Here is a 25,607-nt window from a genome sequence, read left to right as displayed (position 1 = left end):
TCGCGCGGTCGCGGGGGACTTGCTGCTTCTCGTACGGACCAGCAAGATCAACTCACCGTTGCGGTCGAGATACGGCACGTGATCGCCGTCACAGCATGCCCACGCGCATCAGAAGAACGCAAGGCTGTCCGGACACGTTCGGGCGCCCCACCTGTCTCACTCCCCGAGCACCTCGGCGAAGTGCCGGTTGACCGCCAAGAGGCCGCCGTCCACCCGCAGGACGGTGCCCGTGATCCAGGACGCGTCCGCCGAGGCCAGGAACGCCACCGCCGCCGCCACGTCCTCCGGGGCGCCCACCCGCGCCAGGGGGTAGACCCGGTCGCCCAGGCTCTCCAGGTCCCGGTCCCGGCCCGACCACGCCGTCGTCGCGATCGTCCCGGGGTTGACCTGGTTCACCCGCACCCCGCGCGCCGCCGCGTCGCCCGCGAGCGTCCGGGTCAGCGACGCCAGCCCCGCCTTCGCGGCGCTGTAGGCGTGGTTCCCGAAGTCCGTCTCGGCGTTGACCGAGCCGATGTTGACGATCGCGCCGCGCCCGCCGGCCGCCGCCAGGTGCGGCAGCGCCGCCCGGGAGCAGCGGACCGCGCCCATGAAGGTGAGGTCGTGCTGGACGCCGAACACCGCGTCCGGCTCGTCCTCGAACCGGTCCCGGTCGGCCGTCACCGGGCCGAGGGCGTTGTTGACGAGGACGTCGAGCCCGCCGAAGACCTCCACCGCGTACGCCGTCGCCGCGTCCACCGAGGCCTGGTCGCCCACGTCGCAGTAGCGGTGTCCGGCGCCCGGGATCGTCTCCGCCGTGCGTCGCGCCTCCGCCTCGTCCACGTCCGTGACCAGGACCCTCGCCCCCTCGGCGGCGAGCCGCCGCGCCGTCGCCGCGCCGATGCCGCGCGCCGCGCCCGTGATCAGTACCGCGTATCCGCCGAAGCGTTCCCTGAGGTCCATGCGTCCGATCTCAGCACCCGGCCGCGGGGACGCGCCAGCCCTTCGTAACATCCCGTTCACCAATTCCCCGCCCCCATACCCGGATAATGCCGCGCCGCGGCAATTCGGCCAGAGCCGAAAGACTTTGACACACCCCCGGCGTGAATACCACGATCTACCTCGCCGCCGACCACGCATTCATCAGGGGGAAAACCATGTCCACATATCAGTCGGGTGTCGAGGAAATCGCCGGTGCTCTTTCCTCCCGGAGCTACGACCTGATCTCCGGCGAGAAGGTGCAGCAGCTTCTCCGGCTGCGTTCCGAGGACGCGCTGGACGACCTGGAGGCGTTCCGCGACAGCTGGTCGCGGATGCCGCTCGACAGCTACATGGCGGACGGCGGCCGCTACCGCCGCCGCCGGCACGCCACCCTCAGCGCGCCCCGCGCGAGCACCGACTACCGCGTCGAGGAGCACCAGCCGCACTACCAGGGCCTCGACTACAACACCCTCAACGGCGGCGTCGCCCGGCACTACGAGCCGTTCGAGGACCAGATCCTCCGCGGCCGGACCATGGACAGCCTGCTCACCCTCGGCTGCGACATCTTCGGCCGCCTCGCCCCGTACTCGGGCTGGCACATCGAGGCCCACCAGTTCCGCATCGAGGTGAACGGCGAGGAGGTCGGCCTGCCCACGCCGGAGGGCGTGCACCGCGACGGCGTCACGTTCGTCCTGATGGCGATGGTCGGGCGCGCGAACGCCACCGGCGGCGAGAGCACCGTGTTCAACCTGGACAAGCAGCCCGTCGAGAAGTTCTCCCTGACCGACCCGCTGGACGTGGCCCTCGTCAACGACGAGCGGGTCTACCACGGCGTCTCGCCGATCGAGCAGATCGACCCCGCCGCCCCGGCCTCGCGCGACGTGCTGGTCATCACCTACCGTCACAAGCCGTGATGCCAGGGGCGGGTGGGAGGGGACGGGCTCCGCGGGAGCCCGGGCCCTCCCACCCGCCCACCCCTTGAGTGAGAACGTGAGCGAGAAGGCGGGAAGTCGGGAACATGGGTCAGCTCATCGCCGTGGCGGTCATCACCGTTCTGGCTGTCATCAGCCCCGGCGCGGATTTCGCGATGACCGTCCGCAACAGTTATCTGTACGGAAGGACCGCCGGAGTTCTCGCGGCCGCCGGAATTGCACTCGGTGTTCTCGTCCACGTCACCTACACAATGCTGGGCGTGGGACTCCTGGTCTCCCGGACCCCCGTGCTCTTCACGGCGATGAAACTCATCGGCGCCGCATATCTGGTGTACATCGGCTACAAGACGTTCGTCACCAAGGCCCAGGTGGACATCGACCTCTCGGAGGACGGCGGCCTCTCGAAGGCCGGCGCGCTGCGCACCGGCTTCCTGACGAACGCGCTCAACCCGAAGACGATGCTGTTCGTGCTCAGCACCTACACCCAGGTGGTCAGCGCGGACACCCCCGTCTTCCAGCAGGTCGGCTACGGACTCTTCATGTCCTTCGCCCACCTGGTCTGGTTCGCCCTCGCCGCGGTCCTCTTCTCCAACCAGGCCCTGCGGTCCCGGCTGCTGCAGCGGCAGACCGTGCTCAACAAGGTGATCGGGGCCGTCCTGGTGGGCCTGGGGATGCTGCTCGCGCTGACCCCCGCCATGGCCTGATCCGCCCCTCCGGCCCCGCCCGCCGCGGGTCAGTCCGTGGAGACCCGCTCCACCCGCGGCTCCGCGATCGCCCGGTAGTCCTCGGACGACAGGGCGATCGAGCGGTCGAGCCGCGCGGCGTTGAACCAGAACTCCCGGTGCGTCAGCAGAGCCGGGTCCACGAGGAGTTCGAGCCGCTCGTCGAAGGCGAACGGCAGGATGGTGCCGCTCGGCGACCCCGCGAGGTCCTCGGCGATCTCGGGGGAGGCGAAGGAGACGTAGGTGCCGCCGTACAGCGCCTTCACCGCGTTCAGGTCGATCCGCCGGTCACCGGGGACGACGACCAGCGCGAACCGCTTCTCCTTCTTGCCGATCTTGACCATGGCGATGATGCACTTGGCCGCCTCGGCGAGCGAGTGCCCGCGCAGCGCGCTGACCGCCTCGGTGCCGCCCTCCGGGGCGTGCTCGACGATCCGGTAGGCGGCCCCGCGCTCGTCCAGCAGGGCGAGCAGCTTCTCGTACGTCCCGCGGTCGGTCGCGGCGTCGGTGACGGCGTCGGCGGTCATGGGGGTTCCTCCTCGTTGCGGCATGTTTCAAGTGGTTTCGTATGACGGCGCGTTGACCCTACGCCTGTTGTCCAGGTGCCTGAGCAGCGCGACACCCGAGGCGTCGAGTTCGTACAGCACCCGGACGCCCGCCCGGCGCCGGCGCACCACGCCCGCGGCCACCAGGGAGGTGAGGTGCTCGGAGACGGTGCTCGGCGCGAGTCCGAGCAGCGCCGCCAGGTCCGAGGTGGTGGTCGGGGCGACGAGTCCGCGGACGACGCCGGCCCGGCTGCGGCCGAGCAGGATCTCCAGCCGGTCGCCGCGCGCGGGTTCGTCGGCCCCGGCGCCGGCCCGCCGCCCGGGACGGGTCTCGCAGGCCAGCACGGCGGCCCCCTCCGCCTGGTACGACACGGCCGTCACCCCGTGCGGGGCGAAGCCCAGGAGCGAGGCGCCCCGGCCGAACACCAGGGGGACGAGGACGATGCGGGACACGTCGGTCCGCGCCGCGATCCGGCCCGGGGGCCCGGCGTGCAGCCGCAGCACGTCGCCGCGCCGCGAGATGCCCCCGTTCAGGGTGCCGAGCAGGCGGTCCGGGCCCTGGGTGGCGAGCACCCGGGCGCGCAGCAGGATGTCGTCGTCGGTGACGGTCCGCAGCGATGCCTCGTACGGGGCGAGGGCGGCGCGCACGTAGCGCGGCAGGAAGGCGCACAGGTCGGCGATCCGCGCGGCGGGATCCGCGTACAGCGGGCGGACCTCGGCCGGGACGCCCTGCGGGAACCAGCGCTCCAGCTCCTCGCGCACCCGCGCCGGGGACACCGCGCGGAGCAGCGCGATCTCGTCGGCGAGGTCGGGCTGCCGGGCCGAGGACGGGACGGGGAGGAGGAACGACGGCAGGGTGCCGCCGCCGGCCCGGAAGAGGTGGACGAGCCAGCCCGGCAGGGTCACCGCGGACCGCAGCAGGGAACGGCGGGCCGCACGGCCCCAGTTGGTGTACGGCCACGGCACGAGCCCACGGTGCGCGGACAGCAGGCCGATGCTGCCGAACGCCTCCCAGAGCCGGCTGTCGGCGATCCGAAGGGCTCCGGCGTGGATCCCGTGCTCGGACGTCGTCAACGAAATCTCGATCACATGCGCCCCCGTGCGCCCGGTCCACCGGGCGGTGGAGCGGGCACACGCTAGCGCTCGGATGATCACCCCTCCGCGTCCCGGAAGCGCAGAATGTCAGGTCGCGCGCGGAGGAATGTCAGGTCGGGGAGGACCCCGGCGGCGGCGCCGCCGCGAGGCCCGCCGGACCTCCCGCGCGGGACCGGCGGGAGGACCCGCCGTCCGCCCTGCGAGGAGCGGTTCACCCCGTCCGGGCCAGTACCGATCCGACGGCCCGCACCAGGGACTGGGCCCGCGGATCGGCCGTCACCGTCTTGCGCATGCCGTTCGTCACATAGCCGAAGGCGATGCCGGAGTCGGGGTCGGCGAAGCCGAGGGAGCCGCCCCGGCCGGGGTGGCCGAAGGAGGACGGGCCGAGGAGCGGGGAGGCCGGGCCGTGGAGCATGTGGCCGAGGCCGAAGCGGGTGCCGACGAGCAGCACCCGGTCCGCGCCCGCCGACTGCTCGGTCCCGGCGAGCGCGAGGGTGTCGGGGGCGAAGAGGCGCTCGGCGCCGTCCACCGGGCCGAGGGTGGCCGCGTAGAAGCGGGAGAGGGCGCGGGCCGTGGCCACTCCGGCGGACCCGGGGAGTTCGGCCGCCCGGTAGACCGGGTCGTTCTCGTCGGGCTTGGGGTCGATGACCCCGAAGGCGCGCCGGGTCAGGGAGTCCGGGTCCTGGTACGCCTCGGTGACGGAGCGCTTGGGGCGGAGCCGGAGGGCGCCGCTGCCGGGCGGTTCGATCTCCTCGACGGGGCCGAGGCGGCCGACCCGGTGGGCCTCCGCGTCGGGGAGTCCGATCCACAGGTCGAGGCCGAGGGGGTCGGCGATCTCCTCGGCGACCCAGCGGCCGATGGTGCGGCCGGTGGTCCGGTGGACCAGGCCGGAGAGCAGCCAGCTGAAGGTGTGGGCGTGGTAGCCGTGGACCGTGCCGGGCTCCCAGACGGGGGCCTGCGCGGCGATCGCGCCGGTCGCGGTCTCCAGGTCGACGGCCTCGGCGAGGGTGAGCGGGCGGTCGAGGACGGGGACGCCGGCGCGGTGCGCGAGGAGCTGGCGGACGGTCACGCCGTCCTTGCCGGCCGCCTTGAACTCGGGCCAGTACGCGGCGACCGGGGCGTCCAGGTCGAGGAGCCCGCGCTGGTGCAGCAGCAGGGGGACGGCCGCGGCGACGCCCTTGGTGGCCGAGCGGACGACCTGGGCGGTCTCCTCGCGCCAGGGCTCCGGGCCGTCGCCCTCGCCGTGGGCCGCCCCGGCGTCGACGTCCCTGGCGCCGGCCCAGAGGTCGACGACCCGCGCTCCGTCGTGGTGGACGGCGACGGCCGCACCGCGCTCGCCGCGCTGCTCGAAGTTGCGCAGGAACGCGTCCCTGACCGGCTCCCAGCCCGCCGCCACCGTGCCCTGGACGTCCACGTCCCACTCCTCCGTCGTCGATCCGACCCCCATGGTGCAACGCGGAGGGGGGAGGGCCGATTCCGGGGTCGGTCAGGCCACCGACTGCGGCACGAAGCCGAACGGCAGCTCCAGGCGGTGCCGGGCCATCAGCTCCGCGTCGGCGAGGATGTCGCCGGTCCGCCCGTCGGCGGCGATGACGCCCTCGCTGAGGATGACCGCGCGCGGGCAGAGCTCCAGGGCGTACGGCAGGTCGTGGGTGACCATGAGGACGGTGACGTCGAGCGAGCGGAGGATGTCGGCGAGCTCGCGGCGTGAGGCGGGGTCCAGGTTCGACGAGGGCTCGTCGAGGACGAGGATCTCCGGCTCCATGGCGAGGACGGTCGCGACGGCGACCCGGCGGCGCTGCCCGAAGGACAGGTGGTGCGGGGGCCGGTCCGCGTACTCCGCCATCCCGACCCGGTCGAGGGCCTCGCGGACGACGGCCTCCAGCGCGTCGCCGCGGAGACCGGCCGCCGCGGGCCCGAAGGCCACGTCCTCGCGCACGGTCGGCATGAACAGCTGGTCGTCGGGGTCCTGGAAGACGATGCCGACCTTGCGGCGGATCTCGGCGAGGTGCTTCCTGCCGACGGGCAGCCCGGCCACGGTGACACCGCCCGCGCCGCCGGTCAGGATGCCGTTGAGGTGGAGGACGAGGGTGGTCTTGCCGGCGCCGTTGGGACCGAGGAGGGCGACCCGTTCGCCGCGGGCGACGGTCAGGTCGACGCCGAAGAGGGCCTGGTGGCCGTCGGGGTACGCGTAGGCCAGACCGCGCACGTCGAGCGAGGGGGCGGGCGTCGGGGCGGCGGTCATAGGGTCCATCCCAGGAGGCAGATCAGCAGTGCGGTGAGCGGGAGCGCCGCGGCGCGGGCCCACTGGGCGCGGGTCGCGGTCACCTCGTCGATGACCGGCATCGTGCCGGTGTAGCCGCGGCTGACCATGGCGAGGTGGACCCGCTCCCCGCGCTCGTACGAGCGGATGAAGAGGGCGCCCGCCGACTTGGCGAGGACGCCCCAGTGGCGGACGCCCCGCGCCTCGAAGCCGCGCGAGCGGCGGGCGACGGACATCCGGCGCATCTCGTCGGTGATGACGTCGCCGTACCGGATCATGAACGAGGCGATCTGGACGAGCATCGGGGGCAGCCTGAGCCGCTGGAGGCCGAGGAGCAGGGCGCGCAGCTCGGTGGTGGAGGCGAGGAGCACGGAGGCGGCCACGCCGAGGGTGCCCTTGGCCAGGACGTTCCAGGCGCCCCACAGTCCGGGGACGCTCAGCGACACCCCGAGGACGGTCGTCTGCTCGCCGGGCACCACGAAGGGCATGAGCAGCGCGAACGCGACGAACGGGATCTCGATGAGGAGCCGCCTCAGCAGGAAGCCGGCCGGGACGCGGGCCTTCGCCGCCACGGCCGCGAGGAGCAGGGCGTAGAGGCCGAACGCCCAGACGGCCTCGCGGGGCGTCGAGACGACGACCACCACGAAGCCGAGGACCGCGGCGAGCTTGGTGTGCGGGGGCAGCTCGTGGACCGGCGACCGCGCGTGCCGGTAGAGCTTGTGGGCGTGCCCGGCGCCCATGTCAGGCGCCTGCCGTCGTCGCGGGTCCCATGTCAGGCCGTGCTCTCCGCGCTCTCGGCGTGCGCGCGTCGGCGGCGGACGACCCAGAAGGTCCCGGTGCCGACGGCGAGGGTCGCGCCCACGCCGATCGCGCCGGCCAGCCCGCCGGAGAGGCGGGGCGCCTCGATGCCCTTGACGCCGTAGTCGGCGAGCGGGGAGTCGGCGGCGGCGTGGTCCTCGACCTTGCTGTCGATGCCCTTGTCGGCGGCGACCTTCTCCAGGCCGTCGGGGTCGGCGGAGGCGTAGAAGGAGACGAAGCCGGCGAGGACGAGCGCGGTGACGAGGCCGCCGATCCACAGCTTCCTCGGGGAGCGGGCGGGCGCGGGCCGGTCGGCCGGGGCGGCGTCGACCAGCTCGCCGCCGACGCGCAGCTTGAGGGGGGCGGCGAGGCCGCGGGCGCCGTGGACGAGGTCGGGGCGGACGGCGATGACGGCGCCGACGGTCAGCGCGGTGATGACGGCCTCGCCGATGCCGATGAGGGTGTGCACGCCGACCATGGCCGTGAGGACCTTGGAGACGGGGACGTCCGTGGTGCCGCCGACGGCGTAGAGGGCGGTGAAGGCGGTGGCCGCGGCCGGTACGGAGACCAGGGCGGCGACGAAGGAGGCCGCGGTCACCGAGGCCCGGGTGCGGGGCAGCAGCAGGACGAGGCCGCGGAAGAGGCCGTACGCGACGAGGACGGTGACGACGCCCATGACCGTGATGTTCACGCCGAGCGCGGTGAGGCCGCCGTCGGCGAAGAGGATGCCCTGCATGAGCAGGACGACGGCGATGCAGAGGACGCCCGTCCACGGTCCGACGAGGATCGCGGCGAGCGCGCCGCCGAGGAGGTGTCCGCTGGTCCCGGCGGCGACCGGGAAGTTCAGCATCTGCACGGCGAAGATGAAGGCCGCGACGAGCCCGGCGAGCGGGGCCGTGCGCTCTCCGCCGTGGCCCTCGCCGAGTTCCCGCCGTGCCCCGCGCAGGCTCACGGCGACGGCGCCGGCGGCGACGACACCGGCGGCGACCGATACGGGGGCGTTGATGAATCCGTCAGGTACATGCACGTCCTGAATGATGAGCGCTCCTGCAAAGTGCTCGCAAGAGCACACAGGTCACAGAACGGCGGCGCATGGTTCCCGCTCTCGCCGGGCAGGAGGGGTGCATGAGTCGATAAAGTCGACAAGAGGACAAACTGTGAGGAGCCCGCGATGGCCACCGCCGCAGACGACTCGGACCTCGACCACGCGGTCGAGGACCACGCCAAGGGACGCATCATCAGCGACGCCCCGCTCTCGCGGCCCGTCCCCGTCGACCTCCGGTTCGATCCGGAGTTCTCGCCCGCCACCGTCCGCTTCGTCTTCCCCGGCGACGTCGAGTGGTCCTTCCCCCGCGTCCTGCTGGAGACCGGCCTGCGCGCGCCGACCCGCCGCGGGGACATCGGCGTCTGGCCCTGCGGCCGCGTCCAGACGGTCGTCGAGCTGCACAAGGACGACGGCGTGGTGACCGTCGTCCAGTTCGACACCACGGCGCTGACCCGGTTCCTGAAGCACACGTACGCCGCCGGCGCGTCGGTGACGACGGGCTGACGGCGTACGGACGGGGCCGGGCGGGACCGGGCCCCAGGGGTGCGCCCTGAGGCCGGCCCCTCGGGTCAGACCTTCACGAGGTCCGGCTTCGGGGTGCCGCCGGCGGTGTCGGCGGCGAGGCCCTCGCCCTCCACGTCCACGTTGGGCAGGATCCGGTCCAGCCACTTCGGCAGCCACCAGGCCTTGTGGCCGAGCAGCGCGAGGACGGCCGGGACGATCGCCATGCGGACCACGAAGGCGTCGAAGAGGACCGCGACGGCCAGGCCGAAGCCGATCATCTTGATCATCTGGTCGGTCATGCCGATGAAGCCGGAGAAGACCGCGATCATGATCACCGCGGCGGCGGTGACCACCCGGGCGCTGTGCCGGAAGCCGGTGACGATGGCCTCGCCGGGGCGCTCGCCGTGGACGTACGCCTCCCGCATGCGGGTCACGAGGAAGACCTCGTAGTCCATCGCGAGGCCGAAGACGACACCCACCATGAAGATCGGCATCATCGACATGATCGGGCCGGTCTGCTCGACCCCGAAGAGGCTGCCGAGCCAGCCCCACTGGAAGACCGCGACGACGGCGCCGAGGGCCGCGACCACCGAGAGCAGGAAGCCGAGGGCCGCCTTCAGCGGGACGAGGACCGAGCGGAAGACCACGGTCAGGAGCAGGAAGGCCAGGCCGACGACGAGGGCCAGGTAGGGCACCAGGGCGTCGTTCATCTTCTGCGAGAAGTCGATGTTCATCGCGGTGGCGCCGGTGACGAGGACGTCGTCGCCGGTGGCGCCCCGGATGTCGTGCACGAGGGTCTCGGTCGCGGCCGAGGACGGGCGGTCCTTCGGGACGACCGTGATCATCGCGGCGTCGCCGGCCTTGTTCGGGGTCGCCGGGGTCACGGCGGCCCAGCCGTCGAGGCGCTTGATGGTGGAGACCGTGCGGTCGGCGGTCGCCTTGTCGCCGTCCACGACGACGAGCAGCGGGCCGTTGAAGCCGGGGCCGAAGCCGTCGGAGAGGGTGTCGTAGGCCCGGCGCTCGGTGGTGGAGGTCGGCTTCACGCCGTCGTCCGGGAGGCCCATCTCCAGGGAGGCGGCGGGCAGCGCGATCGCGCCGAGGCCGAGGACGCCGACCAGCAGCACCATGACGGGGCGGCGGATGACGAAGCGGGCCCAGCGGGTGCCGCCGTTCGGCCTGCCGCCCTTCCCGCCGTCGGCGGCACCGTCGGCGGCACCGGCCGCCGCGGCCTTGCGCTGCTTGCGGCCGACGACCTTGTCGCCGGCGAAGCCGAGCAGGGCCGGGATCAGGGTGAGCGCGATCAGGACGGCGATCACGACCGTGCCGGCGGCGGCGAAGCCCATCTTCGTCAGCATCGGGATGTTGACGACGGCCAGGCCGACCAGGGCGATGACGACGGTGAGACCGGCGAAGACGACGGCGGAGCCCGCCGTGCCGACGGCGCGGCCGGCGGCGTCCTCCTTCTCGCGGCCCTCGGCCAGCTCCGCGCGGTAGCGGGAGACGATGAAGAGCGCGTAGTCGATGCCGACCGCGAGGCCGATCATCATCGCGAGGGTGGAGGTGGTGGAGCCGAGGTCCAGGACGTTGGCGAGCGCCGTGATCGAGGAGACGCCGATGCCGACGCCGATGATCGCGGTGAGCAGCGGCAGTCCGGCGGCGACGAGCGAGCCGAAGGTGATGACGAGCACGATGCCGGCGATGACCACGCCGACGATCTCGCCCGCGCCGGTCTCGGGCATGGTCTGGAGGGCGTCGCCGCCGACCTCGACGGTCAGCCCCTTGCCCTGCGCGTCGTGACCGGCCTCGGTGAGCGCCTCGCGCGTCCCGTCGGTCAGCTCCATCGCGTTGACCTTGTAGGCGACGGAGACGTAGGCGGTGGAGCCGTCCCGGGAGACGGCCTGCCCGGTGTACGGGTCGGTGACCGAGACGATCTGGTCCGAGCCGGACTTCAGGGCGGCGACGGTGTCCTCGACGACGGCCTTGTGCGCCGGGTCGGTCATCTTCTGGCCCTCGGGGGCCTTGAAGACGACGCGGGCGGTGGCTCCGTCGGCGCCGGCGCCCGGGAAGCGCTCCTCCAGGAGGTCGAAGGCGCGCTGTGCCTCGGTACCGGGGATCGAGAAGGAACTGGAGGTCGCGACGGGTGCGGTGGCGGCGCCGATCCCGGCGACCGCCAGGAGGGCCACCCACAGGAGGGCGACGAGCCGTCGGCGCCGGAAGGCGGAACGGCCCAGCTTGTACAGGAACGTGGCCACGGGGGCGTACTCCCATTCTTGGTGGGACAGGGCATGGGGAGCCGGCCCGACGGCGTGAGCGGTTCGACGTCAGGTGGAGAGGGTGGAGAAGGCGGTGAGGGGCTGTGCGGGTACTGCGGGGTTCAGACGCCGAGTGAGGGGAGCACGACGGCGTCGACGTACGCGCTGAGGAACGCGCGGTCGACCGGCTGATCGTCGATCAGCGGCCGGGCGACGAACGCACCGATCAGCATGTGCGGGATGAGCTTCAGCGCCGGGTTCCCGGCGTCGACCTCACCCCTGCGGACCGCTCTGCGCAGCACTTCGTCGAGGCCGTTCATCTCGGGTTCGATGAGCAGTTCGCGAAGCGCCCGGTGCAGTTCGGGGTTGGCGTGGACGGCATGGGCCAGGCCCCGCATCAGCGCGGAGTCCTTCTCCATCTGACAGTCGTCGGTCCGTGCCATCAGTTCGTGGAAGTCGCCGCGCAGCGAGCCGGTGTCGATCTCGGAGAGGTCGGCCGGCTTGTTGGCGCGCAGCGCCCTGGCGACCAGCTCGGGCTTGCTCCCCCACTGGCGGTAGAGGGTGGCCTTGCTGGAATGGGTGCGGGCGGCGACGGCGTCCATGGTGAGGGCGTCGTATCCGACCTCGCGGAGGAGGTCGAGCACGGCTCCGTACAGCTCGGACTCCCGCTCCGGGGTGAGTCTGCTGCGGGCCATGGCCGAACCTCCGGACCGAACGAAACGGTTTCGTACAGTACGAAGATACCCCTGCCTCCAACGAAACGAAACCGTTTCGTACGTGTCCTGGGCCACACCGGAGCAGCGCCGCCCCGACCCCGAAGACGCCCGCAAGTACGTACGAGTTGCCGCACCCCCTCCGCGCGGAAAGCATGAAGAGGTGAGTGACGACGTCGCGTATCTCCGCTTTCCCCACCTCCACGACGACCTGCTGTGCTTCGCCGCCGAGGACGATCTCTGGATCGCCCCGCTCGTCCCCGAGGGCCACCGCCCCGGCCGGGCCTGGCGGCTCACCGTCGACCGGACGCGGGTCGGGCACCCGCGCTTCTCCCCCGACGGCCGGCAGATCGCGTACACGAACTGGCGCAGCCTCGACCCAGAGATCCACCTCGTCCCCATCGACGGCGGGCCCGCCCGGCGGCTCACCTACTGGGGCTCGACCGACACCCGCGTCTGCGGCTGGACTCCCCCCGACCGGGACGGCCGCTCCGACATCCTCGCCGTCTCCTCCCACGGCCAGCCCTTCTCCTACTTCTCCTGGGCCTACAACGTCCCCACCGACGGCTCCCCCGGCGGCCGGCTGCCCTGGGGCCCCGTCTCCGACATCGCCGTCACCGAGCACGGCGCCCCGGACGGGCAGGAGGCCGAGCGCCGCACCCTCCTCCTCACCGGGAAGCCGCCGCACGAGCCCGCCGCCTGGAAGCGGTACCTCGGCGGCGCCACCGGCCGCCTCTGGCTGCACGGCGAACGGCTGCTCCCCGACATCGGCGGCCACCTCGACTGCCCGATGGCCGTCGGCGGCCGGGTCGCGTTCCTCTCCGACCACGAGGGCGTCGGCAACCTCTACTCCTGCCTGCCCGACGGCACCGGACTGCTCCGGCACACCGACCACGACGAGTTCTACGCCCGGCACGCCTCCAGCGACGGCCACCGCGTCGTCTACCAGTGCGCCGGTGACCTGTGGATCGTCGACGCCCTCACCCCCGACTCCCGCCCCCGGCGGCTGGAGGTGCGGCTTGGCGGCCAGCGCGTCGGCCGACGCCCCTACCAGGTCCCCGCGGCCCACCACATCGACGCCGTCTCCGTCGACGAGACCGGCCGGGCCAGCGCCGTCTCCGTGCGCGGCAGCCTCTACTGGCTGACCCACCGCGACGGCCCGGCCCGCACCATCGTCGACACCCCCGGCGTCCGGGTCCGGCTGCCCGAGATGCTCGGCAGCGGCGGCCAGGTCGCGTACGTCACCGACGCCGCGGGCGAGGACGCCGTCGAGGTCGCCTACCTGCCGCGGGCCAGCGGCGACCGGCCGCCGCGCCGGCTCGCCTCCGGCGACCTCGGACGGGTCGAGGAACTGATCGCCGACCCGGACGGCGAGCGGCTCGCCCTCGCCTCCCACGACGGCCGGCTGCTCCTCGTCGACACCGCCGAGGACGCCGACGGCGAGGTCACCGAACTGATCCGGTCCGTCAACGGGCCCGTCCGCGACCTGGCCTTCTCCCCCGACGGCGCCTGGCTCACCTGGTCGCACCCGGGCATCGGCCGCTCGCTGCGCTCGATCAAGATGGCCCGGATCTCCGGCCCCGGCGCACGGACCGTCGTCGACGTCACCAACGGCCGCTTCGAGGACGAGAACCCCGTCTTCACCCGCGACGGCCGCTACCTCGCCTTCCTCTCCTGGCGGGGCTTCGACCCGGTGTACGACGTGCACACCGGCGACCTGTCCTTCCCGCTGGGCTGCCGCCCCTACCTGGTCCCGCTCTCCTCCGCGACCCCGTCCCCCTTCGCGCTGCTCCCCGACGGCCGCCCGGCCGCGGGCGGCCTCGACCCGGCCGACGACGACACGGAGTCCACCACCGACGGCACGGTCACCGTCGAGATCGAGGGGCTCGCCGACCGGGTCACCCCCTTCCCGGTCTCCGCCTCCAAGTACTCCGCCCTGCACCCCGTGAGCGGCGGCGGCCTGGTCTGGCTGCGGTGGCCCATCTCGGGCGCGCTCGGCGAGACCTTCGCCAACCCCACCGACACCTCCGGCCGGCCCACCCTGGAGCACTTCTCCATCGTCAAGGCCCGCAAGAGCGAACTCGCCAAGGATCTCGACTGGTTCGCCGTCAGCGGCGACGGCACCCGGCTCGTCGTCGCCGACGAGGGCGACCTGCGGGCCGTGCCCTCCACCGAGTCCGGTGACGGCGACTCCACGGTCTACCTGGACCTGCGGCGCATCCTCCACGAGGTCGAGCCGGGCGCCGAGTGGCGGCAGGCGTTCGACGAGGCCGGGCGGATCGTCCGCGCCTACTTCTGGGAGCCCGACATGGGCGGGGTCGACTGGACGGCCGTCCTCGACCAGTACCGGCCCCTCGTCGAACGGGTCTCCTCCCCCGACGAGTTCGCCGACCTGCTCCGCGAGGTCATGGGCGAACTGGGCACCTCCCACGCGTACGTCACCCCCGCCCGGCGCAACGAGGGCCCCCCGCACTACCAGCGTCCGATGGGCCTGCTCGGCGCCAACCTCGTGCACCGGGAGGCCGGCTGGACCGTCAAGCGGATCCTCCCCGGCGAGTCCTCCGACTCCAAGGCCCGCTCGCCGCTGGCCGGCACCGGCATCCGCGAGGGCGCCGTCCTCACCCACGTCGACGGCCGTCCCGTCGACCCGGTCGCCGGGCCGTACCCGCTGTTCTCCGGCACCGGCGGCACCACCGTCGAGCTGACCTTCACCCCCGCCGAGGGCGAGGGCCGGGCCCGCCGCGTGGCCGTCGTCCCGCTCGTCGACGAACGGCCGCTGCGCTACCAGGACTGGGTCGCCAAGCGCCGGGCCGTGGTCCGCGAGCTCAGCGGCGGCCGCTGCGGCTACCTCCACATCCCCGACATGGGCGGCTCCGGCTGGGCCCAGTTCAACCGGGACCTGCGCATGGAGGTCTCCCGGCCCGCCCTGATCGTCGACGTCCGCGGCAACGCCGGCGGCAACATCAGCGAGCTCGTGATGGAGAAGCTCACCCGCCGGATCCTCGGCTGGGACCTCACCCGGAACGCCCAGCCCGTCTCGTACGCCTCCAACGCCCCGCGCGGCCCCGTCGTCGCCCTCGCCGACGAGGCCACCTCCTCCGACGGCGACATGATCACCGCCGCGTTCAAGCTCCTCGGCCTGGGGCCCGTCGTCGGCCAGCGCACCTGGGGCGGGGTCGTCGGCATGACCGGCCGCCACCGCCTCGGCGACGGCACCCAGATCACCGTCCCGATGAACGCGGCCTGGTTCCCCGAGTACGGCTGGTCCCTGGAGAACCAGGGCGTCGAGCCGGACCTCGCGGTCCTGCGCACTCCCCTCGACTGGGCGGAGGGCCGGCACGCCCAGCTCGACGACGCGGTCGAGGTGGCCCTCGCCCTCCTCGCCGAGACCCCGGCGTCCAGCCCCCCGGGCTACACGGACCTCCCCGACCGCTCCCGCCCGAAACTGCCCCCGCGCCCGGAGGACGCCCCGTAGGGGGTGGCCGCCGGCTCCCTCAGGCGGCGCTCCGTCCGAGGGAGTCGGCCAGGTCCAGCTCGTACGACGTCCCCGCCCGCCCGTCGAGCGTCACGCTCCCGACCGCGCCGAAGCCGACGCGGCCCAGCACGGCCCTCGAACCGTCGTTGTCGAGGGTCGTCACGGCGGTCAGCCGGCTCAGCCCGTACTCCTCCCGCGCCCGCCGGCACACCTCCCGCACCCCGGCCGTCGCCACCCCGCGCCCGGTCGCCCGCTCGGCGACCCGGTACCCGAGCTCCGCGGAACCGTCGCCGACGTCGACGAGGTTGAACCGCCCGAGGATCTCGCCGCCCTCCCCCACGAGCACGTGGAAGTGGATGCCCCCGGCCTCCTGCTCGTCGAGCAGCGCCCGGTGCCGCTCCTCGAAGTCGGTGAAGTACGCGTCCCCCCGGTCGGGCACGGACGCGGCGAAGTACGCCCGGTTCTCCCGCTCGAAGACGAGCAGGGCGGGGGCGTGGTCGGATCGCAGTCGCTCAAGTACGGCCATGGGCGCCACCGTACGAAGAACCGCCGCCGGCTGCGTACGACTTTTCGGCCCGTCGTGATCACGCACACGCGGAGACGCACCCGGCGGACCGGGTGCGCCTCGCTCGACACGGCACGCGCGGGGGGCGTGTCAGGCGTCGTAGTCCTGGTCGAGACGGTCCTGGGCCTCCTGCTGGGCCCTGCGCGTCTCCTCGTCGGGGCGGCCGCGGCCCCGGGAGGCGCGCTCGGACGCCTCGTCCCTCGCCTTGCCCATGGCCTGCCGCCTCAGCTGCTCCGACCTGTCCTCGAACTGCTCTGCCTTGCCCATGAACGTTCACTCCTCGAAGGGTGGGAGGGGCCGGGGCGAGGTGCCTGCCGGGCCTCGACCAGCCTTGCACGGGCGTACATTCCACGCATGTCGATCGATCACGGACGGCTACCGGGCCCGGAGCGGCCCGGCGGCGGCCCGGCGGGGTCCCCTCCCGCCGGGCCGCCGCACCGGGGTCAGCGCGCCGCCGAACGGCCCGTCCGCTCCTCCTCGTCGGCCGCCCCGCCCGCGCCCACCAGGCCCTTGGAGACCGTGCCGAGACGCGGCTCGAAGCGCCGCATCTCGCGCTGCCCCACCGTCGCGATCAGGCCCGGCAGGTAGCCGCGGACCGACTGCATCCCGCGCAGCCACCACTGCGCGTAGACGTGGGGGGAGCGCCGCTCGATGCCGGCGACGATCCGGTCGACGGCCGGGCCGAGCGGGTACGTGCGGTTCGACGGCCACGGCAGCCGCTGCCGCAGCTCCTTCATCACGTCGTCCTGGTCGGCGCCCCGCACCATGTCGGTGTCCGTCCAGGAGAGGTAGCCGACGCCGACCCGCACGCCCTTGTGGGCCACCTCGGCGCGCAGGCTGTGCGCGAAGGCCTCCACGCCCGACTTGGAGGCGCAGTACGCGGTCATCATGGGCGCCGGGGTGATCGCGGCGAGCGAGGCGATCTGGAGGAAGTAGCCGCGGGACTCCATGAGGACGGGCAGGAAGGCCCGGCCCGTCACCGCGCCGCCGATCAGGTTGACCTCGATGACCCGCCGCCAGGCGGCCGGGTCGGACTCCACGAAGGGACCGCCCGCCGCGACACCGGCGTTGGCGACGACGATGTCGACCTTCCCGAAGCGCTCCTTGACCTCGGCCGCGACCGTGGCCATCGCCTCGTGGTCGGTGACGTCGGCGTGCCACCAGTCGGCCTCGGTGTGCAGCCGGCCGGCGACCTCCTTGAGCTGCTCGGGCTCCAGGCCGACCAGCGCGATCCGCGCACCGCGCGCGGACAGCTTGCGGGCGAGGAGCTCCCCGACGCCGCGGGCGCCGCCGGTGACGACCGCGACCTGTCCTTCCAGGCTCACCCGGCTCATGCCTTCTCCTTCACTTCCAGGTACGTGTCGGTCAGTTCGCGGATCCGCGCGGTGACGGCCTCGGGGGCCTCCACCGGTGTCATGTGTCCCATACCCGCCAGTTCGACCAGCCCCACGCACTGCGGGAGCGCCTCGGCCATGGCGCGGGAGTGGACGGGCGGGGTGAGCCGGTCGGCGGTGCCGACGACGACGGCCACGGGCAGGTCGAGCGACCGCAGGCCGGCCTCCAGGTCGAGCTCGGAGAGCACCCGGGACCACCCGACGCGGGCGCCGCGCGGGCAGGCGTGCACGATCCGGGCGCAGGCGTCCACCCGCTCGGGTGCCGAACCGGGGCCCATCGTGGCGTACTTGAGGATCCTCTTCGAGACGGCGTTGACCGGCCCGAGCGGCGCCTTCGCGCCGAGGACGCCCCGGGTGAGCCGGGTGCGCCGGGCACCGGCCCGGCCCGGCACGACGGTGGCCTCGGCGGTCAGCCGCGAGGGCCCGGTGGAGCAGAGCAGCACGGCCGCCGCGTGCTCCCGGAAGCCGGGCCGGTCCGCCGCCGCCATCACGGTCATGCCGCCCATGGAGTGACCGGCGAGGACGGCCTTCTCGCCGGGGGCCAGGGTGCTCGCGAGGACCGCCTCGAGGTCGTCGGCGAGGGCCCGGGTGGCGTAGCCGGAGGGTCCGGCGGGGACCGGGGACCGGCCGTGGCCGCGCTGGTCGTAGGCGATGACCCGGTGGTCGGCGGCGAGGGCCCGTATCTGCTCGGCCCAGAAGGCGATCGAGCAGGTCCAGCCGTGGGCGAGGACGACGGCGGGTGCGCCCTCGGGGCCGTACACCTCGACGTGGACGCGGGCTCCGTCGGCGGAGACGGCGGTGAGTTCGCGGGAGGGGGGCAGCGGGGTCAGGTGCCGGCTCACTTGGCGGTCTCCTTCGCGCGGGTGCCGCGGGTCTCGGCGGCGGCGGGCTTCACCGGCTTCGGGGCGCGGACGACCTCGTACTCGGAGAGGTCGACCTGCCGCGTCTCGCGGCGGAACTCCCCGGTGGTGCCCGGCCACAGGGTGGTGTTGCGCCCGTTGGCGTCGAGGTACCAGCTGTCGCAGCCGCCGGCCTTCCAGACGGTGCGCTCCATCCGGGCCTGCACCTTGCGGTTCCAGGCGCCGACGGCGGAGGGCCGGACGGCGAGGGCGGCGCGGCCGCCGAGCACGTTCAGCTGGCGCAGGTAGTCGGCCATGTAGTTCAGCTGGGACTCGATCATGAGGATCATCGAGGAGTTGCCGAGGCCGGTGTTGGGGCCGATGACGGTCATGAAGTTGGGGAATCCGGCGGCGGTGGCGCCGCGCAGCGCCTCCATGCCGCCCTTCCAGGACTCGGCGAGGGTCTTGCCCTCGGAGCCGACGATCCGCTCGGCGATCGGCATGTCGGTGACGTGGAAGCCGGTGCCGAAGACGATCGCGTCGACCTCGGTCTCGGTGCCGTCGGCGGCGACCACGGTGGAGCCGCGGACCTCGCGCAGACCGGAGGCGACGACGTCGACGTTGGGCCGGGCGATCGCCGGGTAGTACGTGCTGGAGAGCAGGATGCGCTTGCACCCGATGCGGTACGAGGGGGTCAGCTTGGCCCGCAGGGCCGGGTCCTTGACGGACTTGGCGATGTTGGCCTTGGCGAGCCTCTCGACGATCCCGAGCTCGCCGGGGTGCTTGGTGAAGGCGCCGACCTGGAGCTCGCGGATGCCCCAGAGCAGGCCGCGGCGGAGGGTCCCGGTGACGGGCAGGGCGCGGTGGAGCCAGCGCTCGGGGCCGGTGATGGCGCGGTCCATGCGGGGCATGACCCACGGGGGCGTCCGCTGGAAGAGGGTCAGCCGGCCGACCCGCGGCTGGATCGCGGGCACGATCTGGATGGCGGAGGCGCCGGTGCCGACCATGGCCACGCGCTTGCCGGTCAGGTCGTAGTCGTGGTCCCAGCGGGCCGAGTGGAAGACCTTGCCCGGGAAGTCGGCGAGGCCGGGGACGTCCGGGATCTTGGGGTCGGAGAGCGGCCCGGTGGCGGAGACGACGACCTCGGCGCTGAAGGAGCCCCGGCTGGTCTCGATCTCCCAGCGGAGCGCCTCGGCGTCCCACTCCATCCGTACGACCTCGTGGTTCAGCCGCAGGTGGGGGCGGATGCCGAAGGTGTCCGTGACGTGTTCCAGGTAGGCGCGGATGTGGCGCTGCCCGGAGAAGGTCCGCGGCCAGTCGGGGTTGGGTGCGAAGGAGAAGGAGTAGAGGTGGGAGGGGACGTCGCAGGCGCAGCCGGGGTAGCTGTTGTCCCGCCACGTGCCGCCGACGGAGTCGGCCCGCTCCAGGACCACGAAGTCGGTGATCCCTTCGCGGCGCAGCCGGACGGCGGCGCCGAGGCCGCCGAATCCCGATCCGATCACCGCCACACGTACCTGCTCGTGCTTCGCCATGCCGCCTCCCGCACACCCGGCCGATCACGCCAGCAATCACTGGCACAGTCGGGACTGTAGAGCAGCTCCATACCGAGCGGTAGGGGTCGGACGAGGGAAAGTTACCGGCGGTACAACATAGGCTGGCGTCCGTGGCTGAAGGATCAGGCAAAGGGACAGGCGACGGATCAGGACCCGGCCCGGTGACGCACGCGGGCGGCTCCGAGGACCCGCGGGCCGGCGCGGGCGCGGGCCCGCGGCGGGCCGCGCCCGACCCCGGGGCCGCCCCGGGGACCGGGACGCACGCGCCCGAGGACGCCCACGAGCCCGAGGGCCTGCGCGAATACCGCATGGAGGAGCTCGCCGCCGCCGCGGGCATCACCGTCCGCACCCTGCGCTTCTACCGCGAGCGCGGCCTGATCCCGCCGCCCCGCCGCGAGGGCCGCATCGCCTGGTACGACGAGCAGCACCTGGCCCGGCTGCGCACGATCGCCGCCCTCCTGGAGCGCGGCCACACCCTCAACGGCATCGCCGACCTCACCACCGCCTTCGAGAGCGGCCGCAACGTCCGGGAGGTCCTGGCCCTCGGCGCCCCCAGCGAGGAGGAGCCGGTCCGGCTGACCCCCGAGGAGCTCGCCGACCACTTCGCGGGCGAGGTCACCCCGGAGAACCTCGCCGCCGCCCTCGACCTCGGCTACCTCGTCACCGACGGCGAGGAGATCATCCACATCAGCCGCCGGCTGCTCGACGTCTCCGCCGCGCTCGTCCGGGAGGGCGTCCCGCTCGCCGAGGTCCTCAAGGCCGGGGCCCGCGTCCGCGAGCACGCGGACGCCCTCGCCGAACTCTTCACCGACCTGCTGCGCACCCACGCGGCCGAGGACGACCTGCGGCGGCTGCGCCCGCTCGCGAAGAGCGTGGTCGAGGCGGAGCTGTCGATGGCGCTCGACCGCCGACTCGGCCCGGGAACGCCGCGGGACACCCCCTAGAGGGCGTCCCGACGGGCCGGGAGGGCCTCCCGGCGGGCCCCTACGGCTGGTAGACCGCCGTCACGGGCGCGTGGTCGCTCCACCGCTCGGTGTGGGTGGCGGCCCGCTCGACGTACGCCTTGACGGCCCTGGCGGCGAGCCCGGGGGTGGCGAGCTGGTAGTCGATGCGCCAGCCGCTGTCGTTGTCGAAGGCGCGCCCCCGGTAGGACCACCAGGAGTAGGGCCCCTCCTGCTCGGGGTGCAGGGCGCGGACGACGTCCACGTACCCGCCGTCGCCCTCGTCGAGCACCTGCCCGAACCACTCCCGCTCCTCGGGCAGGAAGCCGGCGTTCTTCTTGTTGGCCTTCCAGTTCTTGAGGTCGGCCTCCCGGTGCGCGATGTTCCAGTCGCCGCAGACGACGACCTCGCGGCCGTCGGCGGCGGACCGCTCCCGGAGCTCCTTCAGGTACGGCAGGAACTCCCCCATGAACCGGTACTTCTCGTCCTGGCGCTCGGTCCCGACCTCGCCGGACGGCAGATAGAGGCTGGCGACGGTCACGCCGGGCAGGTCCGCCTCGACGTAGCGGCCGGCGGTGTCGAACTCGCTCGACCCGAAGCCGACGCGGACCCGGTCGGGCTCGCGGCGGGTGTAGAGGGCGACCCCGGCCCGGCCCTTGGCGGCGGCGGGCGCGTGGACGGTGAACCAGCCCTCGGGCGCGCGCACCTCGGGCGGCAGCTGGGCCTCCTCGGCGCGCACCTCCTGGAGGCAGACGGCGTCGGCGGTGGTCTCGCCGAGCCACTCGACGAAGCCCTTCTTCGCGGCGGCACGGAGGCCGTTGACATTCACGGACGTCACAGTGAGCATCCCGGGAGAATACCGACACCCCCTCATCGCATACATGTACGATGACACGCATGAACATCCAGCCCACGCCCTACGACCACCCCGACGCCGTCGCGCTCAACGACGCGGTCCAGGCGGAGTACGCCGTCCGCTACGGCGACGAGGGCGACGCCACACCGCTGGACGCCGGGATGTTCGCCCCGCCGCGGGGCCTCTACCTGCTCGCCTACGACCCCGACGGCGCCCCGGTCGCCACCGGCGGCTGGCGGACCCAGGACGAGAACGACGAGGGCTACGAGAACGGCGACGCCGAGCTCAAGCGCATGTACGTGATCCCCGAGGCCCGCGGCCTGGGCCTGGCCCGCCGCATCCTCTCCGCCCTGGAGTCCGACGCCCGCGACGCCGGCCGCACCAGGATGGTCCTGGAGACGGGCACGGCCCAGCCGGAGGCCATCGCCCTCTACACGTCGAGCGGCTACGAGCCCTGCACCAAGTTCGGCCTGTACCGCACTCACGACAACAGCCGCTGCTTCGCCAAGCCGCTGACCTGAGCCCCGTCTCCCTCCCCCACCGCCCCGCCCCCTGACGGCATCCCTCCCACCCGGCGGCCGTCGCCTCCGCGACGGGGCGGGAATTCAGGAGCCGAAGTCCGAGCCGTGCGGTAGAACTCGTAGCGCCGCACGGGCCGCCTCCACAGGCACCCGGTCCGCGGCATGTCTCGACACATCCCTTGGGGGGGACCGAAATGTTCAGAGCACGGGCGGCAGTGGCCGCCGCGGGCGCGGCCGCGTTCCTGGCCGCCGGCATTCCCGTCGCGTACGCCGCGGAGAGCCAGGCTCCCACCGTTCGGTGGGCCTCCAGCGTCTCGGACGACCTGGGGACCCTCCAGGTGGCGATCAGCTCCGACAGCGCCGTCACCGCGATCAGGGCCCACATCGTCTCGCCGGTCACCGGGCAGGAGGTGGCGGTCGTGGAGACCGACGCCTTCGCGCTCCACTCCGGCACCGCGGACGACGGAGTCTGGCGCACCGGACAGCCGCTGTCCCTGCCGGCCCTCGGCGACTACACCGTGCGCGTCGAGGCGACGGACGCCGACGGCGACCGCACCACCGCCGACTCCGCCGGCGGCCTCGCCTACTACGTCCAGGCGGTCTTCGAGGACGTGCGGACCGACCGCACCGAGGTCGACATCGACGACCGCCAGGTGAGGGTGGACGGTGTCCTGAAGGGCCGCCGCCCGGACACCCGCGCGCTGGAGCCGCTGGTGGACCACCCGGTGGTCCTCGACGTGGACTACATGCCCGATCGCACGGCCCGCACCGATGAGCAGGGACGTTTCTCCGCCTCGGTCACCGTCAACCTGGCCACGCAGATCCAGGCCGTCTACCGGCACGCCGACGAATTCCCGTACGTGCTGTACGGCTCGTCCTCCGAACTGCCGGTCGGAATCCGCCAGGTGGCCACGCGCTGGACCGTCCAGAGCCTCGCCGAGCCCCGGACGATCGACTTCGGGCAGGAGGTCTCCCTCACCGCGACGCTGGAGCGTGAAACCCCGCAGGGGTGGGCGCCCTTCGCGGGCCAGAGCGGCGGAGTCCTCTTCGAGCCCGCGGCGCCGGGCCAGTCCGCGGTCGTCGGCGGCTTCACCACGGACGAGGCGGGCAGGATCGCCTTCACCCACGCCCCGTGGGAGACCGGGTCGTTCCTCCTCACCTCACGCAGCGACGACCCCTTCGTCGCCCCCGCCTCCGTCAACAGCGCGCCGGTCACCGTGCTCCGGTCCGCGGCCTTCTCCCGCTTCACCGCGGTCCGCACGCAGGACCGGGGCGTGCTCGTCGAGGGCGGGATGGAGTTCACCGACGGCTGGACCCCGGGGACCATCCCGGTGCGCGTGCAGCACTCCCGCGACGGCAGGACCTGGAAGGACGTGACCACGGTCGAGGCCTACTGGTCCGGCCAGGACTACGCCTTCTCCGCCGAGATCGCCTCCGCGGCGCCGGGATTCCTCCGCGCCCGTTTCGACGCGACCTCGTCCTTCCGCGCGGCCACATCGGCCGCCGTGAAGCCCAGCCGCCCCTGACCGGGCTCCCGCTCCCGGCCGATGGACCGGGAGCGGGAAACGCGGAAACGGAAGATCCCGCCCGGTCGAAGACCGGGCGGGATCGCCATACACGCACCAACGACGAAGATCCCGCCCGATCTTGCGATCGGACGGGATCTCGTCACGTTCCCGAGAGCTACTCGCGAACTGTCGTTTGTGGACCTGTGGGGATTTGAACCCCAGACCCCCTCGATGCGAACGAGGTGCGCTACCAGACTGCGCCACAGGCCCTTGCGACGTGTGAAACATTAGCACCCCGACCGGCTCAGACAAAAATCCATTGCCCCGCAGGTCAGCCGGGGGCCGTCGCGGGCCCCCGGCGGGGTCATTCGTTGGCCGCCCGGGGGCGGTCGTCGTCCGCGTACTGGTCGAAGAGCGGGGTCCGGCCGTGGTCGCGGTCCCGGCGCGGCGGGGTGGTCCGCCGGCGCGGGGCCGGGGACGGGGCGGGGGTCGGGTCGGCCGCCGTGGAGGAGCGCGCCGCGCTCCAGGTCTCCGGGTCCGTGACGTCGACCCCGCTCGTGGCGCGCGGGGCGACCGGGGCGGTGACGTACGTGGGCAGCGGCACCGGGACCGGGTCCCAGCTGTCGCCGCGGGCCGGGCCGCGCTCGCGCTGCTGGTCGACCCACTCCGCGTGGTCGGTCTGCTCCACCAGGGCCCGCCGGTCCGCCTCCTGCGGGGAGGGGGGCTGGGCGGACTCGGGCGAGGGCTCGGGCGTGGGGGCCGGACGCCGGCTCTCCCGCAGCCGGGCCGCCGCCGCCTCCGCGCGCCGCCGGTCCATCACGTAAACGAAGCGGCGCCGCTCCTGGATCCGCAGGTGCACGATGTACGCGCTGAGGAGGAGGGCGGGCACGGCCGGCGCCCAGAGGAAGGGGACCCCGCCGACGGCGGCGACGACCGCGCCGAGGGTGAAGGCCGCGAAGAGCAGCGTCGTGGTGCGCCGGCGGCGGGCGAGGACCTTGCCGCGGCGGGCGCGCTCGGCGGCGGCTCCGGACGCGGGGCGGGACGGCGCGGCGTGCGCCGCCGGGTCCCGCGGCTCCCGTTCGGGGAGTTCCAGACGCGCTTCCGTTCTGGCCGCGGGCGCGGAGAACGCCCGGACGTCGACCGAGCTGAGGTGCTCGGTCTCCACGTCCGGGTCCACGTCGGGCGTCGGACCCTCCGCCGTACGGTCCCGCTCCTTCAGCTCCCTGGCATAACGGCGCTCCATGCCCGCCCGTCCGGAAAGCAGCCGGATGGCGGTGCTGAAGCGTTCCGTCGGACGTGCTTCGTTGAGCTCGTCCTGCCTGCGGAGCCACATCGGTACCAAGTAGGCGGCCCAGGCCCCGACGATGACTGCGTAGATGAGGCCGCTGCTGCTCACGCCTCACACGGTAGAGGGGTTCGTGCGAAGGCATCGGCCAATTGGCCCGGTGTGTCGCACGATCTGGCTGATATCACTGAACTTTTTTGTGATTGTTCAGATCGATTGACTGCCAACTACCGATTGAATTCGAACACTTATCTTATTCTCGCGTGGTGCCAGCGCTTCAACAGCCCCTCCGGCACCTCCTCCGCCGTCAGCGCGAAGACCAGATGGTCCCGCCACGCGCCGTCGATGTGGAGATAGCGGGGCCGCAGCCCCTCCTCGCGGAATCCCAGCTTCTCGACGACCCGGCGCGAAGGCCCGTTCTCCGGGCGGATGCAGACCTCCATGCGGTGCAGGCCGACCGCGCGGAAGCAGTGGTCGACCGCCAGCGCGACCGCCGTCGGCATGACGCCCCGCCCGGCCACCTCGCTGTCCACCCAGTAGCCCACGTGCCCGGAGCACATGGAGCCCCAGGTGATGCCCGCGACGGTCAACTGCCCGACCAGCCGCCCCCGGTACTCGATCACGAACGGCAGCATCCGCCCCGCGTTCGCCTCCGACCGCAGATGGCGGACCATCTGACGGTAGGTCGGCCGCTGGGCCGGCGGCCCGCCCGGGGGAGGCGGCGGAACCGTCGCCTCCCAGGGCCTCAGCCACTCCCGGTTGCGCCGGTTCACCTCGCGCCAGGCCGCGTGGTCGCGCATCTTTATCGGCCGGAGCAGCACGTCTCCGTCCACCAGGACCACCG

The 25,607-nt window shown here is 73.2% G+C and carries 24 protein-coding genes and 1 tRNA gene; 7 read left to right on the top strand and 18 right to left on the bottom strand.

Going from position 1 to position 25,607, the window contains the following annotated elements:
• Nucleotides 1-156 precede the first annotated feature (156 nt).
• Entirely contained in the window at nt 157-939 is a 783-nt protein-coding gene (locus ACY0MR_RS21735) for an SDR family NAD(P)-dependent oxidoreductase (RefSeq protein WP_473554786.1), read from the bottom strand.
• A gap of 194 nt (nt 940-1,133) precedes the next feature.
• On the opposite strand from ACY0MR_RS21735, the gene ACY0MR_RS21730 reads away from it, so the two are divergent.
• Nucleotides 1,134-1,871, top strand: a complete 738-nt coding sequence (locus ACY0MR_RS21730; protein WP_361846553.1) for a 2OG-Fe dioxygenase family protein — start codon at nt 1,134-1,136, stop codon at nt 1,869-1,871.
• Nucleotides 1,872-1,975: 104 nt separating this feature from the next.
• A complete protein-coding gene (locus tag ACY0MR_RS21725; RefSeq protein WP_388806201.1) occupies nt 1,976-2,593 on the top strand; it encodes a LysE family translocator in 618 nt (205 codons plus the stop codon).
• 29 nt (nt 2,594-2,622) lie between these two features.
• Here ACY0MR_RS21725 and ACY0MR_RS21720 read toward each other — a convergent pair whose 3' ends face one another.
• The 6 genes from ACY0MR_RS21720 to ACY0MR_RS21695 all read right to left on the bottom strand — a co-directional run bounded on the left by ACY0MR_RS21720 (nt 2,623) and on the right by ACY0MR_RS21695 (nt 8,339).
• Nucleotides 2,623-3,138, bottom strand: coding sequence for a YbaK/EbsC family protein (locus tag ACY0MR_RS21720; protein WP_388806203.1), 516 nt, complete (start codon nt 3,136-3,138; stop codon nt 2,623-2,625).
• Nucleotides 3,139-3,165: 27 nt separating this feature from the next.
• Entirely contained in the window at nt 3,166-4,230 is a 1,065-nt protein-coding gene (locus tag ACY0MR_RS21715) for an ArsR family transcriptional regulator (protein WP_388806205.1), read from the bottom strand.
• A 232-nt stretch (nt 4,231-4,462) separates the two neighbouring features.
• Nucleotides 4,463-5,698, bottom strand: a complete 1,236-nt coding sequence (locus tag ACY0MR_RS21710; protein WP_388806207.1) for a serine hydrolase domain-containing protein — start codon at nt 5,696-5,698, stop codon at nt 4,463-4,465.
• Between the two features lie 39 nt (nt 5,699-5,737).
• Nucleotides 5,738-6,505, bottom strand: a complete 768-nt coding sequence (locus ACY0MR_RS21705; RefSeq protein ID WP_388806209.1) for an energy-coupling factor ABC transporter ATP-binding protein — start codon at nt 6,503-6,505, stop codon at nt 5,738-5,740.
• Nucleotides 6,493-7,254: a cobalt ECF transporter T component CbiQ gene (gene cbiQ, locus ACY0MR_RS21700; RefSeq protein ID WP_361846541.1), complete on the bottom strand. Its 762-nt coding sequence runs from the start codon at nt 7,252-7,254 to the stop codon at nt 6,493-6,495. Before cbiQ ends, ACY0MR_RS21705 begins: the two co-directional genes overlap by 13 nt.
• Before the next feature lie 32 nt (nt 7,255-7,286).
• Nucleotides 7,287-8,339, bottom strand: a complete 1,053-nt coding sequence (locus tag ACY0MR_RS21695) for an energy-coupling factor ABC transporter permease (RefSeq protein WP_404085192.1) — start codon at nt 8,337-8,339, stop codon at nt 7,287-7,289.
• A 144-nt stretch (nt 8,340-8,483) separates the two neighbouring features.
• On the opposite strand from ACY0MR_RS21695, the gene ACY0MR_RS21690 reads away from it, so the two are divergent.
• Entirely contained in the window at nt 8,484-8,861 is a 378-nt protein-coding gene (locus ACY0MR_RS21690) for an SsgA family sporulation/cell division regulator (RefSeq protein WP_388806215.1), read from the top strand.
• 65 nt (nt 8,862-8,926) lie between these two features.
• On the opposite strand, the gene ACY0MR_RS21685 is transcribed toward ACY0MR_RS21690, so the two are convergent.
• Nucleotides 8,927-11,113 (bottom strand): MMPL family transporter, encoded by a 2,187-nt coding sequence (locus ACY0MR_RS21685; RefSeq protein WP_388806217.1) that lies wholly within the window; start codon nt 11,111-11,113, stop codon nt 8,927-8,929.
• 122 nt (nt 11,114-11,235) lie between these two features.
• Nucleotides 11,236-11,808: a TetR/AcrR family transcriptional regulator gene (locus ACY0MR_RS21680; protein ID WP_388806219.1), complete on the bottom strand. Its 573-nt coding sequence runs from the start codon at nt 11,806-11,808 to the stop codon at nt 11,236-11,238.
• 181 nt (nt 11,809-11,989) lie between these two features.
• Between ACY0MR_RS21680 and ACY0MR_RS21675 the strand changes: the two genes are divergently transcribed.
• Entirely contained in the window at nt 11,990-15,301 is a 3,312-nt protein-coding gene (locus ACY0MR_RS21675) for a S41 family peptidase (RefSeq protein WP_392866201.1), read from the top strand.
• A gap of 19 nt (nt 15,302-15,320) precedes the next feature.
• On the opposite strand, the gene ACY0MR_RS21670 is transcribed toward ACY0MR_RS21675, so the two are convergent.
• The 5 genes from ACY0MR_RS21670 to ACY0MR_RS21650 form a co-directional block, all read right to left on the bottom strand.
• Nucleotides 15,321-15,827, bottom strand: coding sequence for a GNAT family N-acetyltransferase (locus ACY0MR_RS21670; protein ID WP_388806223.1), 507 nt, complete (start codon nt 15,825-15,827; stop codon nt 15,321-15,323).
• Nucleotides 15,828-15,956: 129 nt separating this feature from the next.
• A complete protein-coding gene (locus ACY0MR_RS21665; protein WP_388806225.1) occupies nt 15,957-16,133 on the bottom strand; it encodes a hypothetical protein in 177 nt (58 codons plus the stop codon).
• Nucleotides 16,134-16,309: 176 nt separating this feature from the next.
• On the bottom strand, nt 16,310-17,200 hold the full coding sequence (locus ACY0MR_RS21660; RefSeq protein ID WP_388806227.1) for an SDR family oxidoreductase: 891 nt from the start codon (nt 17,198-17,200) through the stop codon (nt 16,310-16,312).
• On the bottom strand, nt 17,197-18,090 hold the full coding sequence (locus ACY0MR_RS21655; RefSeq protein ID WP_404085344.1) for an alpha/beta fold hydrolase: 894 nt from the start codon (nt 18,088-18,090) through the stop codon (nt 17,197-17,199). Before ACY0MR_RS21655 ends, ACY0MR_RS21660 begins: the two co-directional genes overlap by 4 nt.
• Before the next feature lie 8 nt (nt 18,091-18,098).
• Entirely contained in the window at nt 18,099-19,631 is a 1,533-nt protein-coding gene (locus ACY0MR_RS21650; protein WP_404085198.1) for a flavin-containing monooxygenase, read from the bottom strand.
• A 329-nt stretch (nt 19,632-19,960) separates the two neighbouring features.
• Here ACY0MR_RS21650 and ACY0MR_RS21645 point away from each other — a divergent pair, with 329 nt between their 5' ends.
• Entirely contained in the window at nt 19,961-20,596 is a 636-nt protein-coding gene (locus ACY0MR_RS21645; protein ID WP_388806280.1) for a MerR family transcriptional regulator, read from the top strand.
• Nucleotides 20,597-20,636: 40 nt separating this feature from the next.
• Here ACY0MR_RS21645 and ACY0MR_RS21640 read toward each other — a convergent pair whose 3' ends face one another.
• The gene (locus tag ACY0MR_RS21640; RefSeq protein WP_388806230.1) at nt 20,637-21,440 is read right to left on the bottom strand and encodes an exodeoxyribonuclease III; all 804 of its coding nucleotides are present in this window, start codon (nt 21,438-21,440) and stop codon (nt 20,637-20,639) included.
• Nucleotides 21,441-21,490: 50 nt separating this feature from the next.
• Between ACY0MR_RS21640 and ACY0MR_RS21635 the strand changes: the two genes are divergently transcribed.
• Complete coding sequence (locus ACY0MR_RS21635; RefSeq protein ID WP_361848637.1) at nt 21,491-21,970, top strand: GNAT family N-acetyltransferase; 480 nt, start codon at nt 21,491-21,493, stop codon at nt 21,968-21,970.
• 194 nt (nt 21,971-22,164) lie between these two features.
• Nucleotides 22,165-23,496, top strand: a complete 1,332-nt coding sequence (locus ACY0MR_RS21630; RefSeq protein ID WP_473554777.1) for a hypothetical protein — start codon at nt 22,165-22,167, stop codon at nt 23,494-23,496.
• Between the two features lie 178 nt (nt 23,497-23,674).
• On the opposite strand, the gene ACY0MR_RS21625 is transcribed toward ACY0MR_RS21630, so the two are convergent.
• The 3 genes from ACY0MR_RS21625 to ACY0MR_RS21615 form a co-directional block, all read right to left on the bottom strand.
• Nucleotides 23,675-23,748: transfer RNA gene (locus ACY0MR_RS21625), tRNA-Ala, on the bottom strand.
• Between the two features lie 94 nt (nt 23,749-23,842).
• On the bottom strand, nt 23,843-24,874 hold the full coding sequence (sepX, locus tag ACY0MR_RS21620; protein ID WP_473554775.1) for a divisome protein SepX/GlpR: 1,032 nt from the start codon (nt 24,872-24,874) through the stop codon (nt 23,843-23,845).
• A 137-nt stretch (nt 24,875-25,011) separates the two neighbouring features.
• Nucleotides 25,012-25,605, bottom strand: coding sequence for a GNAT family N-acetyltransferase (locus ACY0MR_RS21615; RefSeq protein WP_361848713.1), 594 nt, complete (start codon nt 25,603-25,605; stop codon nt 25,012-25,014).
• Between the last annotated feature and the right edge of the window lie 2 nt (nt 25,606-25,607).

It is taken from the genome of Streptomyces sp. JN8, assembly GCF_055808075.1.
The sequence above is the reverse complement of the archived record's forward strand: the minus strand, read 5'-3'. Positions and strand labels throughout refer to the sequence as shown.

What these genes read in the sequence shown, in the direction of transcription:
- cbiQ (WP_361846541.1), bottom strand. Translation starts at nt 7,254, where the DNA reads ATGGGCGCCGGGCACGCCCACAAGCTCTACCGGCACGCGCGGTCGCCG.
- ACY0MR_RS21665 (WP_388806225.1), bottom strand. Translation starts at nt 16,133, where the DNA reads ATGGGCAAGGCAGAGCAGTTCGAGGACAGGTCGGAGCAGCTGAGGCGG.
- ACY0MR_RS21670 (WP_388806223.1), bottom strand. Translation starts at nt 15,827, where the DNA reads ATGGCCGTACTTGAGCGACTGCGATCCGACCACGCCCCCGCCCTGCTC.
- ACY0MR_RS21650 (WP_404085198.1), bottom strand. Translation starts at nt 19,631, where the DNA reads ATGGCGAAGCACGAGCAGGTACGTGTGGCGGTGATCGGATCGGGATTC.
- ACY0MR_RS21660 (WP_388806227.1), bottom strand. Translation starts at nt 17,200, where the DNA reads ATGAGCCGGGTGAGCCTGGAAGGACAGGTCGCGGTCGTCACCGGCGGC.
- ACY0MR_RS21630 (WP_473554777.1), top strand. Translation starts at nt 22,165, where the DNA reads ATGTTCAGAGCACGGGCGGCAGTGGCCGCCGCGGGCGCGGCCGCGTTC.
- ACY0MR_RS21735 (WP_473554786.1), bottom strand. Translation starts at nt 939, where the DNA reads ATGGACCTCAGGGAACGCTTCGGCGGATACGCGGTACTGATCACGGGC.
- ACY0MR_RS21710 (WP_388806207.1), bottom strand. Translation starts at nt 5,698, where the DNA reads ATGGGGGTCGGATCGACGACGGAGGAGTGGGACGTGGACGTCCAGGGC.
- ACY0MR_RS21705 (WP_388806209.1), bottom strand. Translation starts at nt 6,505, where the DNA reads ATGGACCCTATGACCGCCGCCCCGACGCCCGCCCCCTCGCTCGACGTG.
- ACY0MR_RS21720 (WP_388806203.1), bottom strand. Translation starts at nt 3,138, where the DNA reads ATGACCGCCGACGCCGTCACCGACGCCGCGACCGACCGCGGGACGTAC.
- ACY0MR_RS21680 (WP_388806219.1), bottom strand. Translation starts at nt 11,808, where the DNA reads ATGGCCCGCAGCAGACTCACCCCGGAGCGGGAGTCCGAGCTGTACGGA.
- ACY0MR_RS21725 (WP_388806201.1), top strand. Translation starts at nt 1,976, where the DNA reads ATGGGTCAGCTCATCGCCGTGGCGGTCATCACCGTTCTGGCTGTCATC.
- ACY0MR_RS21640 (WP_388806230.1), bottom strand. Translation starts at nt 21,440, where the DNA reads ATGCTCACTGTGACGTCCGTGAATGTCAACGGCCTCCGTGCCGCCGCG.
- ACY0MR_RS21730 (WP_361846553.1), top strand. Translation starts at nt 1,134, where the DNA reads ATGTCCACATATCAGTCGGGTGTCGAGGAAATCGCCGGTGCTCTTTCC.
- ACY0MR_RS21635 (WP_361848637.1), top strand. Translation starts at nt 21,491, where the DNA reads ATGAACATCCAGCCCACGCCCTACGACCACCCCGACGCCGTCGCGCTC.
- ACY0MR_RS21645 (WP_388806280.1), top strand. Translation starts at nt 19,961, where the DNA reads ATGGAGGAGCTCGCCGCCGCCGCGGGCATCACCGTCCGCACCCTGCGC.
- ACY0MR_RS21690 (WP_388806215.1), top strand. Translation starts at nt 8,484, where the DNA reads ATGGCCACCGCCGCAGACGACTCGGACCTCGACCACGCGGTCGAGGAC.